The organism is Caballeronia sordidicola (assembly GCF_002220365.1).
GTDB lineage: Bacteria > Pseudomonadota > Gammaproteobacteria > Burkholderiales > Burkholderiaceae > Caballeronia > Caballeronia sordidicola_C.
Genome location: NZ_MTHB01000020.1, coordinates 14,294 through 34,018 on the forward strand (window position 1 = coordinate 14,294; position 19,725 = coordinate 34,018).

A 19,725-nucleotide genomic window follows, 5' to 3' on the forward strand; every position below is an offset into this window, starting at 1 on the left:
TCGCGCGCTGTCCTCGAACCGGCGCATCCATCTTTCAAAACAACCCATAACAACCCATAACAACCCACAACGGCCCCACACGCCAGGAGATCCGGCATGCGCAAACTTCGCTCGCAACAATGGTTCGGTACACATGGCAAGGATGGTTTCATTCACCGCTCGTGGATGAAAAACCAGGGGATCCCCCACGACAATTTCGATGGCCGTCCGGTGATCGGCATCTGCAACACGTGGTCGGAACTGACGCCTTGCAACGCCCATTTCCGCGAGCTGGCCGAATATGTGAAACGCGGCGTTCGAGAGGCGGGCGGACTACCGCTCGAATTCCCGGTGATGTCCCTCGGCGAGTCGAACCTGAGACCGACAGCCATGCTGTTTCGCAATCTCGCGTCCATGGATGTGGAGGAATCAATTCGCGGCAACCCGCTTGATGGTGTGATCCTGCTTGTCGGTTGCGACAAGACCACGCCCGCGTTATTGATGGGCGCGGCATCGTGCAACCTGCCCGCGCTCGCCGTCTCTGGCGGACCGATGTTGAACGGCCGGTATCGCGGCAAGCCGATCGGCTCGGGGACCGGGGTGTGGCAGATGTCGGAGGAGGTGCGCGCAGGCACCATGACGCAAGAGGAATTCACTGAAGCCGAGTCGTGCATGAACCGTTCGCGGGGACATTGCATGACGATGGGCACGGCTTCCACCATGGCGTCGATGGTCGAGGCGCTCGGCATGGGCTTGCCGCATAACGCGGCCATTCCCGCCGTCGATGCCCGCCGCCAGGTGCTCGCGCACATGGCCGGCCGGCGCATTGTCGACATGGTGCATGAAGACCTCACCATGGACCGCATTCTCACGCGCGAAGCCTTCGAGAACGCGATTCGCACGAATGCCGCGATAGGCGGATCGACGAACGCAGTGGTCCATCTGATCGCACTCGCCAAGCGCATTGGCGTGCCGTTGACGCTCGACGATTGGGAACTGGGTTCGGACGTTCCGTGCCTCGTGAATCTCCAGCCGTCGGGTGAATACCTGATGGAGGACTTCTACTACGCGGGTGGCTTGCCGGCCGTGCTGAGACAGCTTGGCGAACAGGGTTTGCTGCACAAGGACGCGCTGACCGTGAACGGCAAGACGATCTGGGACAACGTGTCCGGCGCCCGCAACGACGACGAGAAAGTCATCACGCTGTTTGCCACGCCGTTCAAGCCGAAGGCGGGTATAGCCGTGTTGAGGGGAAATCTCGCGCCGAATGGCGCCGTGATCAAACCATCGGCGGCAACACAGCATTTGCTCAAACATCGCGGCCGCGCGGTTGTCTTCGAGACCGTGGAAGAGTTGCACGCGAAAGTGGATGACGAATTGCTCGATATCGACGAGCACTGCGTCATGGTGTTGAAGGGCGCGGGGCCGAAGGGTTATCCGGGGTTCGCTGAAGTTGGCAACATGCCGCTGCCGAAAAAAGTGCTGCAAAAGGGCATTACGGACATGGTCCGCATCTCGGATGGCCGGATGAGTGGCACGGCGTACGGCACGGTCGTGTTGCATGTGTCGCCGGAAGCGGCGGCGGGTGGTCCGCTCGCGCTCGTGCAGACCGGCGACATGATCGAACTCGATGTCGAAGCGCGCCGCCTGCATCTGGAAGTGTCCGATGAAGAGCTCGAACGGCGACGTGCGTCATGGTCCAAGCCGGCGTCGCCGTTGCGTGGATACGTGAAGCTCTACGTCGATCATGTGCTGCAGGCGGACGAAGGTGCGGACCTCGATTTCCTGGTCGGCGCGAGCGGTGCACCCGTGCCGCGCGATTCTCATTGAATCACTGAACATCGAAGGTCAGGTCCAACGCATATGACTTTAAAGAACGACACTTCGCCCGCCGGCATCTGGCCGGTTCTCTACGCTTATTTCGACGAACACAACCAGCTTGACCGTGACGCCATGCGCGTGCAGGTCGAGCGGACCATTGCCGCGGGTGCTCCCGGCATCGTGATACTCGGTCTTGCAACCGAGGTGCAGCGGTTGTCGCGCACTGAGCGTGAGCAATTGGTGAACTGGGCGCGCGAGGACATCGCGTCTCGCGTACCGCTGGCGGTTACTGTTACCGGCGACACAGTCCCGGAGCAGACCGAATTCGGCAATTGGGCCGTCGCGCACGGTGCGCAATGGCTGATCCTGCAACCGCCGTCCACGCGTACCGAACCGGAGCGTTTTTACTTCGATTTCTTCGCCGCCGTGATGAACGGTTTGACGAGCACGGCCGGCGCGGGCATACAAAACGCGCCCGAGTATCTAGGTGTCGGTTTGTCGCCGGAAGCGTTGGCCGAACTGGCTCAACAATGTCCGAACTTTCGCTGGTTGAAGGGTGAGGGCGCGGCGACGGTACTGCGTACGACCATCGACTGCCTGGCGGCTGCCGGGAGCACAATGCCCGTCTTCAACGGGCGTGGCGGCCAGGAGTTGCTCGACAACCTGCGCGCCGGCTGCGCGGGCATGATCGTCGCGCCGGACAGCTTCGATCATCAGGTGGAAATCTATCGAGCATTCGCGCACGATCCGGCCGCGGCGCAGCGGCACTATGAGGAGGTGTTGCCGGCGATTGTCTTTGTGATGCAGTCGCTCGACGCGCTCACCTGTTATGGCAAGCGCATCGCGGCATGGAGAATGGGGTTTGAGGTCAGACACGATCGCGGCATCGCACCGAGCGCATTCGGCCTGGAATGTGCGCGACGATTCGCCTATAGCCTTGGACCGTATGCAGGCTAGAACCGTGGGCTAAAACCGTGGGCTAAAACCGTGTCAAAGAATGGGTGAGAACAAGCGCGCGACGTGCATCGCCATGCGGCGCCAGGCGGGTGCCCCGAGATAATCGTCGCGGCTGATTTCCCATGATTGCGCGAAGTCATCGAGCAGCATTTTCTCGACTTCGCTGGCAAAGCCCCGGTCCACCGTCAAGACCATGATCTCGAAGTTAAGACGAAACGAGCGGTTGTCCAGATTCGCGCTACCAATGGCGGCGGACATGTCGTCCACCAGCACCACTTTCTGATGCAGGAAGCCCGGACGATATCGAAAGATCTTCACCCCTGCGAGCAGCGCATCGTAGGCATAGAGTTTCGACGCAGCAAACACCACGCGATGATCGCGGCGGCTCGGAATCAGGATACGCACGTCCACGCCGCGCAAAACCGCGAGCCGCAGCGCCGAGAACACGGCTTCATCGGGAATGAGATACGGCGTCGTGATCCAGATCCGGAAACGCGCTGCATTGATTGCTTCGACAAAAAAGAGCGAGCATGTTTCCTGATGGTCGGCGGGGCCACTCGCGAGGACGAGACAACTCATGTCGTCCGTTGATGTCTTTGACGCTTCCACTTCCGGAATGCGCTGTGTCGCCCAGTACCAGTCTTCTATGAACACGAACTGGATGCTGGCGACCGCCGGCCCGCGCACTTCAATGTGGGTATCGCGCCAGGGTGACAAACGCGGATTCGCGCCGAGATATTCCACGCCTACGTTATGACCACCGACGAATGCGCATTCGCCATCAACGACCACGATCTTCCGATGATTGCGGAAGTTGATCTGGAAGCGATTGACGAACTTGCGCTTGGTCGCAAACGGATGCGTCTGCACGCCGCCCGCGCGCAGCGAATTGACATAGCGTTTCGGCAAATCGAAGCTGCCGATGCTGTCGTAGAGAAAATAGACCCGCACGCCTTGCTGCGCTTTTTTAAGCAGAAGGTCTTTCAGCTTCCGGCCGAGTTCGTCGTCGCGAACGATGAAAAACTGCACGATCACATAGACCTTCGCCGCGTCGATCGCTTTGAAAATTGCATCGAACGTAGCGTCGCCATTGATGAGCACGCGCACGGAATTGCCGCGCAGGAACGGCATGCCGCTCAAACGCGTCAGCGCGCGTATGGTCGGATGGCCCAGGTACTCCGCGGGATCCCCGGCTGCCGCGCCGCGCAGACGGGCGGCTTCATCGGGGAAATTCCATTCCGTCGGATGCGCGCTCTTGCGCAGGATCTCGTTTTCCAGCCGCCTTGCGTCGATATACCCGGCGAACTTGCTGCGCCCGAGAAAGAGATACGGGATCAGCGTGAAGTAGGGCATGGCGACCAGCGACACGGCCCACGCGACCGCGCCTTGCGAGGTGCGCGTGTTGAGCACCGCGTGGCAAGCGGCGGCCGCGCCCAGCAAATGGGCGAGGATCACAAACGTGCCGAGATGAAGCCAGTCCTGCCACTCGAAGTGCATGTGCGCGATGCCTGGTAATTCTGGTAGTCGAGACGGGTGGTAGAGAGCCGTGCCGTCAGCCCGGCAAGTCGGCTGCCTGGATGAGAAACACGTTGTCGTCGCCGGCGCTGGTGGAGAGCCAGACGATGTCGAGTCCGCCGAGCGTAGCTTCCACGTTGGCCCGTTCGTTGCCGATTTCGACCACGAGCACGCCGTCTTCGGTCAGCCACTTGCGCGCTTCACCTACGATCCGCTTCACGATATCCATGCCATCCGCGCCGCCCGCGAGCGCGAGTTCCGGCTCGTGGCGATATTCAGCGGGCAGGGTCTGCATGGCCAGCGCGTTGACGTACGGCGGATTCGTGATGATGACTTCGTAGCGGCCAACGGGCAGCGGGGCGAACAGATCGCCCTCGTATAACGCCACGCGCGAATCCAGGTCGTAATCGTCCACGTTCCGGTGCGCGACTTCCAGCGCGGGCGCGGAGATATCGACAGCGTCAACGTCTGCGTTCTGGAACGCCTGCGCGGCGAGAATCGCGAGGCAGCCGGAACCCGTGCAGAGCTCCAGCACGCGCGACACTTCGTCGGGATCCGGCACGTAGGGCTGCAGTCCATCCTGCAGCAACTCGCCAATAAACGAACGCGGCACGATCACCCGCTCATCGACATAGAAACGGTGCCCGTGCATCCACGCTTCGTGCGTGATGTACGCCGCCGGCACGCGATCCGTCGCCCGGCGCTCGATCACTTTCATGATGGCGTCGATTTCGGTGTCAAGCAGGCGTGCGTCGAGGAACGGGTCGAGCGTGTCGATCGGCAAGTGCAGGGTATGCAGCACGAGGTATGCGGCTTCATCGAATGCATTCGATGAACCGTGGCCAAACGACAAGTCTGCCGCAGTAAAACGCGACACGGCAAAACGCAGCAGATCGCGAACGGTGGTGAAGGGAAGCGCCATCGCAGGCTCCTTATAAGAGTGAGTCGGATCAGGCAAGCAGGGTTTCAAGTACGCGTCGATACACGTTTTTCAACGGTTCGATAAACGCCACTTCAACGTGCTCGTCGATCTTGTGAATGCTGCCGTTCGGCGGTCCGAATTCGACCACCTGCTCGCAGATGCGGGCAATAAAGCGCCCATCCGAGGTGCCGCCCGTGGTGGACAGTTCGGTGCGCACGCCGGTTTCATCGAGGATGGCTTGCTCCAGCGCGTTCGACAACGTGCCACGCGGCGTGAGGAATGGCAGGCCGCTGACGCTCCACGCGAGATCGTAGTCCAGCGCGTGTTTATCGAGAATCGCGTGAACGCGGCTTTGCAGTCCTTCCACCGTGCTCGCGGTGGAGAAGCGGAAATTGAACATCAGTTCGATGTGACCCGGGATCACGTTCGTTGCGCCCGTGCCGCTATGGAGGTTGGAAACCTGCCACGTGGTCGGCGGGAAATAGTCGTTGCCGTCGTCCCAATGCGTCGAGACCAGTTCAGCCAGCGCCGGTGCGAGCAGATGAATCGGATTCTTCGCGAGATGCGGATATGCAATGTGACCTTGCACGCCTTTCACTGTGAGCTTGCCCGACATTGATCCGCGCCGGCCATTCTTGACCATATCGCCGAGCGTGGCGCTGGAGGTGGGTTCGCCGACAATGCAGTAATCCAGCCGTTCGCCACGCGCTTTGAGTGCTTCGATCACCTTGACGGTGCCGTCGGTGGCGGGGCCTTCTTCGTCGCTCGTGATCAGGAACGCGAGCGAGCCGCGATGCGCCGGGTGCGCCGCGACGAACTCTTCGCTCGACACAACGAATGCCGCGATGGACGTTTTCATGTCCGCTGCACCGCGGCCGTACAGCTTGCCGTCGCGGTGGGTCGGCACGAACGGCGGCGAGGTCCATTGCTCCAGCGGACCGGTCGGCACGACGTCGGTATGGCCGGCGAATGCGAGCAACTTGCCATTAGTGCCGTCGGTGCCGCGTTTCACGGCCCAGAGATTCGTGACGCCGCCGGACGCGATCGTTTCGCACTCGAAGCCGATCGCCGCTAACCGATCGATCAACAGGTTCTGGCAGTGCTGGTCGTCGGGCGTGACGGAGGCGCGCGCGATGAGTTGTTCCGAGAGGAGAAGGGTGCCGGACATGGATGCGAGCCACTTTCAATAAAAATGCCGGCGCGGCGGCCGGCAGGGATCAAGATTCGCGCGCCTTCATCGGGGGCGAGCGATTGCTGTGCTTAAAGCTCAATCCTTAAACCTTAAACGAACAGCGCTTCGTACTTGTCGGCATCGAAACCGAGCGACTTCACGCGCCCGTTGACCACGAGCACGGGCCGCTTGATGATCGACGGCTTGTGGATCATCAATGCGATCGCGCCGGCAGTCGACCCGGCTTCGTCCTTGTAGGTGTCCGACAGGCCGCGCCAGGTGGTGCCGCGCCGGTTGATCAGTTCGTCGAGCGTGACGTCCTTCAGCCAGTCCTGCAACAAGGCCGTGTTCACCCCGGCTTTCTTGAAGTCGTGGAATTCGAACGGCACATCATGTTCTTCCAGCCACACGCGCGCTTTTCTCACGGTGTCGCAATTCGGAATCCCATACACGACGATCTTTTTCGCGGACATGGATCAGTCGCCTCGCAGCAACTCGTTCAGGCCGACCTTGGCGCGCGTTTTTGCGTCCACCTTCTTCACGATGACCGCGCAGTACAGGCTGTGCGAACCGTCCTTCGAAGGCAGGTTGCCCGCGACCACCACGGAACCCGCCGGAATGCGGCCATACGTGACCGAACCCGTTTCGCGATCGTAAATCTTGGTGCTCTGGCCGAGATACACGCCCATGGAGATGACCGAGTTCTCTTCCACGATCACGCCTTCCACCACTTCCGAACGCGCGCCGATAAAGCAGTTGTCTTCGATGATCACCGGGTTTGCCTGCAGCGGTTCCAGCACGCCGCCAATGCCCACGCCGCCCGACAAATGCACGTTCTTGCCGATCTGCGCGCACGAACCGACCGTCGCCCAGGTGTCGACCATCGTGCCTTCATCGACATACGCGCCGATGTTCGTATACGACGGCATCAACACCACGTTTTTAGCGATAAACGCACCACGGCGCGCAATGGCCGGCGGCACGACGCGAAAGCCGCCCGCGGCGAAATCTTCAGCCGTGTAATTGGCGAACTTCGACGGCACCTTGTCGTAGAACTGGCTGTATCCGCCAGCCGGCATCGGCGCGTTGTCTTCCAGGCGGAACGACAGCAATACCGCTTTCTTCAGCCATTGATTGACCACCCATTCGCCGTTCTGTTTCTCGGCCACGCGCGCCAGGCCTTTGTCGAGTTGCTCGATGGCATGAGCGACGGCGTCGCGCACTTCGGCGGGGGCCGATTTCGGCGACAGCTCGGCGCGGTTGTCCCAGGCGGTATCGATGATCTGCTGAAGTTGTTGCGACATGGTCGTGACTTAAGTGAGTGCTGCGATTTAAGGAGGGGTTACTGCGGCAGCCGGCGCTGTGTTTGCGTGCTGCATGAGCGTGCTGCAAAATTCGACGATACGCCGTGCACCTTCCACACATTCGTCGACATCGGCGACCAGCGCAATGCGAATGAAGCCGCTGCCGGGATTCGCGCCGTGTGCGTCTCGTGCCAGGTACGAGCCCGGCAAAACCGTCACATTATAGTCGGCGTAAAGGCGGGCGGCGAACTCGGTGTCGGTGAGGCCGGTGCGCGCCACGTTCGCCCACAAATAGAAGGCGGCGTCGGGCAGACGGACGTCGAGCACTTCGGCCAGCATGGGCGTGACGGTCGTAAATTTCTTCAGATACAGCGCACGGTTGTCGCGCACATGCGCTTCGTCTTTCCATGCAACGACGCTCGCTGCCTGGAACATGGGCGAGAGCGCCGCGCCGTGATAGGTGCGGTAGAGGAGGAATTGCTTGAGTATTGACGCATCTCCGGCGACAAAACCCGAGCGCATGCCGGGTACGTTCGAGCGCTTGGACAAGCTCGACAGCATCACCAGCCGTTCGAAACCACGGCCAAGCTTGTGCGCGGCTTCCAGGCCGCCGAGCGGGGGCGTGGCTTCGTTGAAATAGATCTCGGAATAGCATTCATCGGAGGCGATCACGAAACCATGCCGATCCGATAGTGCGAATAGCTCGCGCCAGTCGTCGAGCGTCAGCACGGCGCCGGTCGGGTTGCCGGGCGAGCAGACGAAGAGCAGTTGGGTGTGTGCCCAGACGGCGTCGGGGACGGCTGCGTAGTCGCAGGCGAAATTGCGCGCCGGATTGCTGTTCACGAAGTACGGCTCGGCGCCGGCCAGCAGCGCTGCGCCTTCGTAGATCTGATAGAACGGATTCGGGCAGACGACAACGGGCGCTTCGGCGGAGCTGCGGCTGTCGATCACGGTTTGCGCCAGCGAGAACAAGGCTTCGCGTGAGCCGGAAACAGGCAGGACTTCCGTGGCCGCGTTGACGGCGGGCAGGGCGTACCGCTGCTTCGTCCAGTCAGCAATGGCCTCACGCAACGGCTCGCTGCCGGCGGTGGCGGGATAGGACGAAAGGCCAGACATCGCATTCACGACTGCCTCGCGGATCAGCGCCGGCGTTGCATGTTTCGGCTCGCCGATACCGAAGCTGATCGGCGCCAGATCCGCGCGGGGCGTGACGCCCTTGAATAGCGCGCGCAGCTTTTCGAATGGATACGGCTGAAGTTTCTGGAGAAGTGGATTCACGGCGAAGTCGGGTGCAGACAATGAAACGACAAGGCTCGGATTATAGCCCCCTCGTAGCCCCTCGTAGCCCCTCGTAGCCCCCTCGCAGCCCTCCATAGCCCCCTGGCTGGGTTTGCCGGCGCATTGAGGCGGTTCTGCCGACAGGCGGAAGGCCACTTTGCGCAGTGCGCAGGCATTGGACCACTGCCGCCGCCGGTAAGCCGGAATCGACCGGCATTGACCCCCTGCAGAACGCCGCCCCGCCGACCCTTGCGAGCAAAAAAGGCCATGTCAGCAAACCAAAAGGATTCAAGACTGGCGATGGTATGATTGTCACCGTTCGCCGGGTTGCGTGTTCGCGGTGGGTTATAGGCAGGTTATATATAAGCCGTCGAGCAATAGCATCAAGGGTTGCGCTCCATCGCTTCGAATCGAGATTTAATTCGAAGGGGTTCGACCCACCGCCCGAGCGTTTTCGACCGGCGTTTGTAGCTATCTCCTGCCGCACAAGCAACACGGCTCGGAGGCCCGCCGGCCCGTTCTCCCGAATTCTTTTCAATCAGCGATATCGCCGTGCGTCTGACCTCGATAAAACTCGCTGGCTTCAAGTCCTTCGTCGATCCCACCCATTTCCAGGTCCCAGGCCAGCTTGTCGGCGTGGTGGGCCCGAATGGCTGCGGCAAATCGAACATCATCGACGCCGTGCGCTGGGTGCTCGGCGAATCGCGCGCGTCCGAGCTGCGCGGCGAGTCGATGCAGGACGTGATCTTCAACGGCTCCACGGCTCGCAAGCCCGGCAGCCGCGCCAGCGTCGAACTCATCTTCGATAACGCCGACGGCCGGGCCGGAGGCCAGTGGGGCACCTACGCCGAAATCGCCGTCAAGCGCGTCCTCACGCGCGACGGCACCTCGAGCTACTACATCAACAACCTGCCAGCCCGGCGCCGCGATATCCAGGACATCTTCCTCGGTACAGGCCTCGGGCCGCGTGCCTACGCAATCATCGGGCAGGGCATGATCGCGCGGATCATCGAAGCGAAGCCGGAAGAACTTCGCGTGTTCCTGGAAGAAGCCGCGGGCGTGTCCAAGTACAAGGAACGCCGCCGCGAGACCGAGAACCGCCTGCACGATACCCGCGAGAACCTGACCCGCGTGGAAGACATCGTGCGCGAGTTGAGCGCGAATCTGGAGAAGCTCGAGGCCCAGGCGATCGTTGCAACGAAATACAAGACGCTGCAGGCCGATGGCGAAGAGAAGCAACGGCTCCTGTGGTTGTTGCGCAAGAACGAGGCGGCCAACGAGTCAGAGCGCCAGCAGCGCGCGATCAGCGACGCGCAGATCGAACTCGAAGCACAAACCGCGAAGCTGCGCGAAGTCGAAGCGCAACTGGAAACGTTGCGGGTGGCGCATTACAGCGCGAGCGACGCCATGCAGGGCGCCCAGGGCTCGCTGTACGAAGCGAACTCCGAAGTGGCCAAGCTCGAGGCGGAGATCCGCTTTATCGTGGAATCGCGCAATCGGGTGCAGGCGCAGATCGCTGCGTTGAGCGCTCAGCGCGACCAATGGCAGATGCAAGCCGAGAAAGCCCGCGGCGAGATCACGGATGCCGAAGAGGCGTTGGCTATCGGCGAGGAAAAGGCGGCGATCGCGCAGGAAACGGCTGCCGCGAAACACGACGAATTGCCCGCGCTCGAAGGACGTTTCCGCGACGCCCAGAGCGAGTTGAACGCAGAGCGCGGCGGTATCGCGCAGACAGAACAGGCGTTGAAACTCGAGGCCGCGCATCAACGCAATGCCGACCAGCAACTGCAGCAATTGCAGCAGCGTCACGAACGCCTGAAAAGCGAAGCGGGCGGCCTGGACGCGCCTGACGAAGCGCAGCTCGAAGAGTTGCGCATGCAACTCGCCGAGCACGAAGAAATTCTCGCTGAAGCTCAAGGCCGCCTCTCCGACGCGCAGGACACGCTGCCGCGTCTGGATGGCGAGCGCCGTGCGGCACAAGAGAAAGTGCAGGCTGAAAGCGCGCAGATTCACCAGCTGGAAGCGCGGCTCGCCGCGTTGAAACAGCTGCAGGAAAACGTCCAGACCGAAGGCAAGATCCAGCCGTGGCTCGACAAACACGAACTGGGTTCGTTGCCGCGGCTGTGGAAAAAGCTGCACGTTGAAGCGGGCTGGGAAACGGCGCTGGAATCGGTTCTGCGTGAGCGGATCGCGGCGCTGGAAGTATCGAATCTCGACTGGGTGAAGGCGTTCGCGACCGACGCTCCGCCCGCCAAGCTCGCGTTCTATGCGCCGCCCAACGCCGGCCGTGCGCAGGAAGCGCCTGCCGGTCTGCGGCCGCTGCTGGCGCTGATTCGTATCGACGACGCCGGTTTGCGCGCCGTCCTGACCGACTGGCTGGGCCAGGTTTTTGTCTCCGATGACATCGCCCAGGCGCTGGCCTTGCGTTCGCAATTGCCGGACGGCGCCGCGTTCGTGGTGAAGGCCGGGCATGTGGTGACGCGGGTTGGCGTGCAGCTCTACGCCGCCGACTCCGAGCAGGCCGGTATGCTCGCCCGCCAGCAGGAAATCGAAAACCTGACGAAGCAAGCGCGCGCGCAAGCATTGCTCGCCGATGAAGCCAAGGCCGCAGCGGTACGAGCGGAAGCGGCGCACACGCAGGCGTCCGCAAGTCTCGGCGATGCCCGTTCCTCCGCCGAACGCGCGACCCAACGCGTCCACGCGCTGCAAATGGATGTGTTGAAGCTTGCACAGGCGCAAGAGCGCTACATGCAGCGCAGCACGCAGATCCGCGAGGAACTGGCTGAAATCACCGCGCAAATCGATGAACAGCGTGCGTTGCGGGCTGAATCGGAGGCGAATTTCGAGCGCCACGACGGCGAACTCGCCGAGTTGCAGGCGCGTTTCGAAGATCATCAACTGGCGTTCGAAGCGCTCGACGAAGCGTTGAGCGCAGCACGCCAGGAAGCGCGGGATCTCGAACGCGCGGCCACCGACGCCAGCTTTGCGGCGCGTGGGCTCGCGGCGAAGATCGAGGAATACCGGCGCAACATTGAAACAGCGAAGGACCAGAGCGAACGCGTGGCCGGTGCGCTGGAAGACGCCCGCGCCGAGCTCGAAACGATCAACGAGCAAACGGCGCACACCGGTTTGCAGGACGCGCTCGAATTGCGAGCGGCCAGGGAAGCGGCGTTGCAATCGGCCCGCATCGAACTCGACGATCTCACCGCGCGACTGCGTCAGGCCGACGAATTGCGTCTTATCGCGGAACGTTCGCTGCAGCCGTTGCGCGACAAGATCAATGAATTGCAGTTGAAGGAGCAGGCGGCACGCATCAGCGGCGAGCAGTTCATCGAGCAACTGGCGGCGGCCGGCGTCGATGAAGCCGAGTTGCAGGCCAAGCTCACGCCGGATATGAAACCCTCGTATCTGCAAGGCGAAGTCACGCGGCTCAACAATGCCATCGCGGCGCTTGGCGCCGTGAACATGGCCGCGCTCGACGAGCTCGCCGCAGCCAGTGAGCGCAAGGACTTCCTCGACGCGCAATCGGCGGATTTGAACGATGCCATCGGCACGCTGGAGGACGCGATCCACAGGATCGACCAGGAAACGCGTTCGTTGCTGCAAGGCACGTTCGACGAAGTGAACCGTCATTTCGGCGAGCTTTTCCCGCGTCTTTTCGGCGGTGGTCAGGCGAAACTCGTGATGACCGGCGACGAGATCCTCGATGCCGGCGTGCAGGTGCTCGCGCAACCGCCGGGCAAGAAGAATTCGACTATTCACTTGCTGTCGGGCGGCGAAAAGGCCCTGACCGCCACCGCGCTCGTGTTTGCGATGTTCCAGTTGAATCCGGCACCGTTCTGTCTGCTGGACGAAGTGGACGCGCCACTCGACGACGCCAACACGGAGCGCTTTGCAAACCTCGTGCGGGCGATGTCGGAGAAGACGCAATTCCTCTTCATCTCGCACAACAAGATCGCGATGGAAATGGCGCAACAACTGATCGGCGTGACGATGCAGGAACAGGGCGTCTCGCGGATTGTTGCCGTGGATATGGAATCCGCGGCAGGTTTCGCCCAGAATGCTTGAACGTTTGACCGGGCTTTTTTAGAACGGACAGCAGAAAAGTGTGGAAAAACCGGCCTGGGAGGCCGGTTTTGGCGCGCAGGCGCGGAGTGACCCACGCAGTTCGGATGACAATCCGCAATCGCGTGGGGCGCAGATCGCGCAGCGTAAGCTCAACAAGCGCTCGATTGAGCGCGGATGCCTCAATAGCGCTCGCCAAGCGCGCCGAGAGCGCAACCAGAAAAGAACGACGGAGAGTGCATGGACGAGTTGACCCTCGGGTTGATTGGAGCAGGAGCCGTGGTGGTAGGCGGCGTGGTGGTGTACAACGCGTGGCAGGGCGCCAAGGTGCGCCGCAAGATGCCGCGCCCGATGCCTGACGAAGCTGCGGAGTCGCTTGCGCGCAACGACGCCGACGAGGAGCAGCCGTTCATCGAACCTACACGCCCGGTGCGTCGTGAACCCGCCATGGGCGAGGGTGATACGCCGGACACGCGGGTCGAGCCGAGTTTCGGCGGCGCGCCGCTCTCGACCGTAGCGCCGGCCGATACCGCAGTGGATATCCAGGCTGAATCGACCTCGGTGAATGGCGATTTCCACGAGACGGATTCGCCACCCGTGTCACCCATCTTGGCCGACGATGACGAACCCGTTTTGCCCGCAGCGACCACGATTTCTTCGGCGCCGCCGGCTATCGTGGACCGGCGGATAGATTGCGTGGTCCCCATCCGTTTGCTTGCCCCGATAGCGGGCGAAAAGCTTATTCCGAGCGCTCAGAAGCTGCGTCGCGCGGGCGCAAAGCCTGTGCATATAGAAGGCAAGCCGGAGGGCAGTACGACCTGGGAATTGCTGAAAAACGGCGCGCGCTACGAAGAGTTGCGCGCAGCGGCACAGCTGGCCAACCGCGGCGGCCCGCTGAACGAACTGGAATTCTCGGAGTTCGTCACGGGTGTGCAGCGTTTCGCCGATGGTATCGACGGTTCCCCCGAATTTCCCGACATGCTGGAAACGGTCGGCATGGCGCGAGAACTCGACGCGTTCGCGGCTCAATGCGACGCGCAATTGTCGATCAATATTCTCTCCGACGGCGCGCCGTGGTCGGCCAACTACGTTCAGGCGGTGGCCTCGCAGGACGGTTTGCTGCTGTCGCGCGACGGTACGCGTTTCGTCAAGCTCGATGCACGCCAGAATCCGGTGTTCATGCTGCTTTTCGGCGATACCAACTTCCTGCGCGACGACCTGACCTACAAGGGCGGCCAGATGATCACGCTGGTGCTGGATGTACCGGTGGCCGACGAAGACATCCTGCCGTTCCGCCTGATGTGTGATTACGCGAAGTCGCTCTCCGAGCGCATTGGCGCGCGCGTGGTCGACGACCAGCGCCGGCCGTTGCCGGAGTCGTCGCTGCTGGCTATTGAAAAGCAGTTGATGACCTTGTATGCGAAACTCGAACAGGCCGGAATTCCGGCGGGCTCCCCCGCCACGCGGCGCCTGTTCAGCCAATAAAATCTTACGGCGGCGCCGGTTGGATAGTTAGCGATTTTCGTCGGGCATCGGCTACACGGTCGATGCCACGATCAGCCGATCTCTGAGACAATCAACAGGTCGGTTTCTTCTAACTTTCTAGTCTGTCTCGCCGCATGTCTGCCAAACCGAAAGCTGCTTCCAAAGCTGACTCCGCTGTCTCTGCTGCTTGCGCTGTGCACGGCGCGCCCATCGCCAGTGCCGAGCGGCCGGCTGAGCGCGCCGCCTGGCTGCGCGCGGAGCTCGAGCGCGCCAACTACGCGTATTACGTTCTCGATCAGCCGGATCTGCCCGACGCCGAATACGACGTCCTGTTCAAGGAACTGCAGCAGATCGAGACCGATCAGCCCGAATTGATTACGCCCGATTCCCCCACGCAACGGGTCGGCGGTCAGGTTGCAACGGGTTTTCAGCCGGTCACGCACGACGTGCCCATGCTCTCGCTGAACAACGGTTTTGCCGACGAAGACATTATCGCGTTCGATAAACGTGTTGCGGACACGCTCGGTCACACGCCCGTGGAATACGCGTGCGAACTGAAATTCGACGGCCTGGCCATCTCACTGCGTTATGACGACGGCATCTTCGTTCAGGCGGCAACGCGCGGCGACGGTGCGACGGGAGAGGAAGTCACCGAAAACGTTCGCACCATCCGGTCGATTCCCCTGAAGCTCAAGGGCAAGAACGTACCGAAGCGGCTCGACGTGCGCGGCGAAGTGCTCATGTTCAAGCGCGATTTCGAGAAGATCAACGCACGGCAGCGCGAAGCTGAACAACGTGAGTTTGCGAATCCGCGTAACGCGGCGGCTGGCGGCTTGCGGCAACTCGATCCAAAGATGACCGCGCAGCGTCAGTTGTCGTTTTTCGCCTATGGCATCGGCATGCTGCAAGGTGCAGAGATGCCGCCGTCGCATTCGTCGCTGCTCGACTGGTACAAGGAACTGGGCTTGCCGGTCAACGCGGAGCGCGGCGTGGTGCAAGGCGCTGAAGGCCTGCTTGAGTTCTTCCGTAAGACAGGAGAGCAGCGCGACGGTTTGCCGTATGACATCGACGGCGTGGTCTACAAGGTCAACCAGCGCGACGAGCAGGACAAGCTGGGTTTCGTCTCGCGTGCACCGCGCTTTGCGCTCGCGCACAAGTTCCCCGCGCAGGAAGCGCTCACGCAGTTGCTGGCTATCGACGTGCAAGTCGGCCGTACGGGCGCCATTACGCCGGTCGCGCGTCTTACGCCTGTGTTCGTCGGCGGCGCGACGGTAACGAATGCCACGCTGCATAACGAGGACGAGGTTCGGCGCAAGGACATCCGTATTGGCGACACGGTGATCGTGCGGCGTGCCGGCGACGTCATCCCTGAAGTAGTCGGCGCGATCCTCGACCGGCGTCCGGACGATGCCCGCGAGTTCGTAATGCCGACCGAGTGCCCTGTATGCGGATCGAAGATCGAAAGGCTTCCTGACGAAGCGATTGCCCGCTGCACGGGCGGCCTGATCTGTCCCGCGCAACGCAAGCAGGCGTTGTGGCACTTCGCGCAGCGGCGCGCGCTGGATATCGACGGGCTAGGTGAGAAGATCATTGACCAGCTGGTCGACGAGAATATCGTGCGTACGCCGGCGGACCTGTTCAATCTCGGTGTGCGGCAGCTTTCCGAGCTGGACCGTTTCGCCGATAAATCCGCCCAGAATCTGTACGATTCTATCGAAAAGGCGAAGCAAACCACGCTGCCGCGTTTTCTGTACGCGCTCGGTATTCGTCACGTCGGGGAATCGACCGCGAAGGACCTGGCCAAGCATTTCGGCTCGCTCGATCCGATCATGGCCGCCAGCGTCGAGGAATTGCTGGAGGTGAACGATGTCGGCCCGGTCGTGGCCGAGTCGCTGCACAATTTTTTGAGCGAAGAACACAACCAGATGGTGATCGAGCAGTTGCGCGCGCCAGGCAAGGTGACCTGGCCCGAAGGTCCGCCCGCGCCGAAGGCGCCGCAGGGTGTTCTCGCCGGCAAGACGGTCGTGCTCACCGGCACGCTGCCCACTCTGTCGCGCGAAGACGCGAAGGAGATGCTGGAGGCGGCGGGCGCGAAAGTGGCAGGATCGGTGTCGAAGAAGACGGATTACGTGGTGGCGGGAGCGGAGGCGGGCAGCAAGCTCGTGAAGGCTGAGGAACTCGGCGTCCCGGTGCTCGACGAAGAGGGTATGCGCAAGCTTTTGGAGGGAGAAACACCATGATTCGCGAAATCCTCAAGATGGGCGATCCGCGCTTGTTGCGTATCGCCGAGCCGGTCGATCACTTCGATACCCCCGAGCTGCACGCTCTTGTCGAAGACATGTTCGACACAATGCGTCACGCAAACGGCGCAGGGCTGGCGGCGCCGCAGATCGGCGTGGATTTGCAGGTCGTGATCTTCGGATTTGCTCACAACGAGCGTTATCCGGAGGCCGAACCGGTGCCGGAAACGGTGCTGATCAATCCGATCATCACACCGGTCTCGCATGACATGGAGGAAGGCTGGGAAGGGTGTTTGTCGGTGCCGGGCCTGCGTGGCGCCGTGCAACGCTATTCCATGATCCGCTATCAGGGGTTCGATCAGTATGGCTCACCTATCGAACGGCTAGCCGAAGGCTTTCACGCACGCGTCGTGCAGCACGAATGCGATCACCTGATCGGCAAGCTTTATCCCATGCGTGTCACGGATTTCTCGAAGTTCGGCTTCACTGAGGTCCTGTTTCCAGGGCTCGATCCGAAAAGCGACGATTGATCGATTGCAGGGGTGAACGGCTGGTTTGACGGGCTGTTTAGCCGCTCGACGAACTAAGGGCCGCGAAGAATCGCGGCCCTTTTGTTTGGCGAGATGGTTTGACGAAACGCGGCTTTTGTCGCGGCGCGTGATTGATTGGCGACGTGCTCAGCCGTGCCGTACAGGATCCGACCGTTCAGTCGGATCATTCGTGCGTCAAGGAATCAAAAAGGAATCGAAAGGAATCAAAAACCGCCAAAGCCCGGCGGCTTTATTCTCAAGCGAAGCTTTTCTTGGGACCCGACACTATTTCCGGCTGGCGAAACAATGCAATGTGCTCAGGATTCGCCGATGCCTGCAAGCGTCCGTCAGGCAACCGCGCGATGACAACTTCTCCAACGCCCGGGCTCGTCACGACGACTTCGTCGCGCACGGCGAGCAGCGCATCGAGTCGACGTCGGCCGCTGACGATTTCGAGGCCGGTTTTGGTTTCGCGAACAATGATCTCAACGGACATGGCAATTCTCCAGTAGCTCAACGCCCAAGCACACGCGACTCGAAGCGGTAATTTGCGCGTGTATCTGACTAACGGTCATGTGTCATATTTTCTTTAGCCAAAAAGTTGGCCAAAAAAAATCGATGCGATCGGCGGGTGCCGTTCGCATCGATTGGTAACAATTTCGTCGTTTTTCAGCGACGTCTTAAGGCGCGCGGAGAAAACGGCGAAGCTGTTTCAGAACGCTTCGTCCGCGCCCAGGTAACGCCACTGGCCCTGCGGCAAGGCGCCGAGCGTCACATGTCCCATCCGGATCCGCTTCAGGCCAACCACTTCCAGCCCAACCAGCTCGCACATCCGGCGGATCTGGCGCTTTTTGCCTTCACGCAACACAAAGCGCAACTGTTCACCATTTTGCCAACTGACCTGCGCGGTTTTGAGCGGCACGTCGTCGAGGGAAAGTCCGTGGCGCAGCAGCGCCAGGCTTTCGGGCGGGAAATGGGGTTCGATATCGACCTCGTGCTCGCCGAATTTTACGCGCACGAGATACTCCTTATCGACGTCCGAATGGCCGCCGATCAGTTGCTTCGCCACCCGGCCATCCTGGGTCAGGACGAGCAGGCCGGTCGAATCGATATCCAGACGGCCTGCCGGTGCGAGCGTGCGCAGATGCAGCGGCGTGAAGCGGATGCCGGACTGGTCGTCGGCCCAATGGTTGGACGGATTGACCAGCGTGACAGCCGGCTGATAACCGTCTTCCGCCTGACCGGACACGTAGCCAACCGGCTTGTGTATCAGGATGGTGACCAGCTGCATCTGGGCCGCGTGCGCGGCGGCTCCAATTTCAACGTTCTGGTCGGGACGAATCTTGGTGCCGAGCGTATCGATGACCTCGCCGTCGACGAGCACCCAGCCCTTTTCAATCCATTCATCGGCTTCGCGGCGCGAGCACAGGCCGAGCTCCGACATCACCTTCGACAAACGCACGAGCCCTTCTTCATTTTCGCGTGCGATGCGCGCGGGTGAGGGAGGGGCGTCGGCGTCACGCGGTTTTGAGGGCTTCGATACCGGTTTGCGCGGGGCGGGCTTGCGCTCGTCGCCAAAGCGTCCGGATGTGTCGCGTGCTACGTAAGGGCTGTCGCCCGAGGGCCGTTGACGGTCAGTGGGAGCCGGACGCGGGCTGCCGTCGTGCGCGTGGTTGCGCTCGCGCGGTGCTCCACGGTCACCACGGTCACTAAACGATGGGCGGGGCGTGCGATCGCTGCCCGGACCGCGCGAGTCATCGCGGGGTTTGAATGGACGGCGTTCGCTGTCGCCCGAGGGGCGGTCGCCACGCGGGGCACCGCGGTCGCCGAAGGAAGGCCGGGGGCCGCGATCGGTGCTCGGACCGCGCGGCGCATCGCCACGTGGGGCGTACGGACGGCGTTCGCCATCGCCCGCAGGCCGGTCACCGCGCGGAGCGCCACGGTCACCAAAGGAAGGGCGCGGACCACGATCGCTGCTCGGACCACGCGGCGCATCACCACGTGGGGCGTATGGACGGCGTTCGCTGTCGCCCGAGGGGCGGTCGCCACGCGGGGCACCGCGGTCGCCGAAGGCCGGCCGGGGGCCGCGATCGCTGCTCGGACCGCGCGGCGCATCACCACGCGGCGTGAACGGTCGACGTTCACCATCGCCTGAAGGCCGATCACCGCGCGGAGCACCACGGTCACCAAAGGAAGGGCGCGGGCCACGATCGCTGCTCGGACCACGCGGCGCATCACCACGCGGCGTGAACGGTCGACGTTCACCATCGCCTGAAGGCCGATCACCGCGCGGAGCACCACGGTCACCAAAGGAAGGGCGCGGGCCACGATCGCTGCTCGGACCACGCGGCGCATCACCACGCGGCGTGAACGGTCGACGTTCACCATCGACTGAAGGCCGATCACCGCGCGGAGCACCACGGTCACCAAAGGAAGGGCGCGGGCCACGATCGCTGCT

Annotated in this window: 14 protein-coding genes; 6 read left to right on the forward strand and 8 right to left on the reverse strand. The window is 62.0% G+C overall.

What is annotated here, in order from left to right; genetic code table 11:
• The first annotated feature begins 96 nt into the window (after positions 1-96).
• Entirely contained in the window at positions 97-1,809 is a 1,713-nt protein-coding gene (locus tag BSU04_RS02060; RefSeq protein WP_089159026.1) for an IlvD/Edd family dehydratase, read from the forward strand.
• A gap of 33 nt (positions 1,810-1,842) precedes the next feature.
• Complete coding sequence (locus tag BSU04_RS02065) at positions 1,843-2,757, forward strand: dihydrodipicolinate synthase family protein (RefSeq protein WP_179258175.1); 915 nt, start codon at positions 1,843-1,845, stop codon at positions 2,755-2,757.
• Between the two features lie 33 nt (positions 2,758-2,790).
• Here BSU04_RS02065 and cls read toward each other — a convergent pair whose 3' ends face one another.
• The 6 genes from cls to dapC form a co-directional block, all read right to left on the reverse strand.
• On the reverse strand, positions 2,791-4,254 hold the full coding sequence (gene cls / locus BSU04_RS02070) for a cardiolipin synthase (protein ID WP_089159027.1): 1,464 nt from the start codon (positions 4,252-4,254) through the stop codon (positions 2,791-2,793).
• A gap of 55 nt (positions 4,255-4,309) precedes the next feature.
• Positions 4,310-5,194 carry a 50S ribosomal protein L3 N(5)-glutamine methyltransferase gene (prmB, locus tag BSU04_RS02075; RefSeq protein WP_089159028.1) on the reverse strand — a complete coding sequence of 295 codons (885 nt, stop codon included), beginning with the start codon at positions 5,192-5,194 and terminating at the stop codon, positions 4,310-4,312.
• Positions 5,195-5,222: 28 nt separating this feature from the next.
• Positions 5,223-6,362 carry a succinyl-diaminopimelate desuccinylase gene (gene dapE / locus BSU04_RS02080; protein WP_089159029.1) on the reverse strand — a complete coding sequence of 380 codons (1,140 nt, stop codon included), beginning with the start codon at positions 6,360-6,362 and terminating at the stop codon, positions 5,223-5,225.
• 113 nt (positions 6,363-6,475) lie between these two features.
• Positions 6,476-6,838, reverse strand: a complete 363-nt coding sequence (locus BSU04_RS02085; protein ID WP_089159030.1) for an ArsC family reductase — start codon at positions 6,836-6,838, stop codon at positions 6,476-6,478.
• A gap of 3 nt (positions 6,839-6,841) precedes the next feature.
• On the reverse strand, positions 6,842-7,669 hold the full coding sequence (dapD, locus tag BSU04_RS02090) for a 2,3,4,5-tetrahydropyridine-2,6-dicarboxylate N-succinyltransferase (protein ID WP_089159031.1): 828 nt from the start codon (positions 7,667-7,669) through the stop codon (positions 6,842-6,844).
• A 27-nt stretch (positions 7,670-7,696) separates the two neighbouring features.
• The gene (gene dapC, locus BSU04_RS02095) at positions 7,697-8,947 is read right to left on the reverse strand and encodes a succinyldiaminopimelate transaminase (protein WP_256982020.1); all 1,251 of its coding nucleotides are present in this window, start codon (positions 8,945-8,947) and stop codon (positions 7,697-7,699) included.
• Positions 8,948-9,499: 552 nt separating this feature from the next.
• Here dapC and smc point away from each other — a divergent pair.
• The 4 genes from smc to def all read left to right on the forward strand — a co-directional run bounded on the left by smc (position 9,500) and on the right by def (position 17,267).
• The gene (gene smc / locus BSU04_RS02100; protein WP_089159033.1) at positions 9,500-13,015 is read left to right on the forward strand and encodes a chromosome segregation protein SMC; all 3,516 of its coding nucleotides are present in this window, start codon (positions 9,500-9,502) and stop codon (positions 13,013-13,015) included.
• A 237-nt stretch (positions 13,016-13,252) separates the two neighbouring features.
• Positions 13,253-14,497, forward strand: coding sequence for a cell division protein ZipA C-terminal FtsZ-binding domain-containing protein (locus BSU04_RS02105; protein WP_089159034.1), 1,245 nt, complete (start codon positions 13,253-13,255; stop codon positions 14,495-14,497).
• 134 nt (positions 14,498-14,631) lie between these two features.
• Positions 14,632-16,737: an NAD-dependent DNA ligase LigA gene (ligA, locus tag BSU04_RS02110; RefSeq protein ID WP_089159035.1), complete on the forward strand. Its 2,106-nt coding sequence runs from the start codon at positions 14,632-14,634 to the stop codon at positions 16,735-16,737.
• Positions 16,734-17,267 (forward strand): peptide deformylase, encoded by a 534-nt coding sequence (gene def / locus BSU04_RS02115; protein ID WP_089159036.1) that lies wholly within the window; start codon positions 16,734-16,736, stop codon positions 17,265-17,267. The genes ligA and def overlap by 4 nt, the downstream gene beginning before the upstream one ends.
• A gap of 256 nt (positions 17,268-17,523) precedes the next feature.
• Here the strand turns inward: def and BSU04_RS02120 are convergent, their stop codons facing one another.
• Together BSU04_RS02120 and BSU04_RS49120 are read right to left on the reverse strand one after the other, a co-directional pair.
• Entirely contained in the window at positions 17,524-17,763 is a 240-nt protein-coding gene (locus BSU04_RS02120; protein ID WP_089159037.1) for a hypothetical protein, read from the reverse strand.
• A gap of 216 nt (positions 17,764-17,979) precedes the next feature.
• Positions 17,980-19,725, reverse strand: a 1,746-nt coding sequence (locus tag BSU04_RS49120; RefSeq protein WP_089159040.1) for a pseudouridine synthase, incomplete at its 5' end; no start/stop codon positions are given.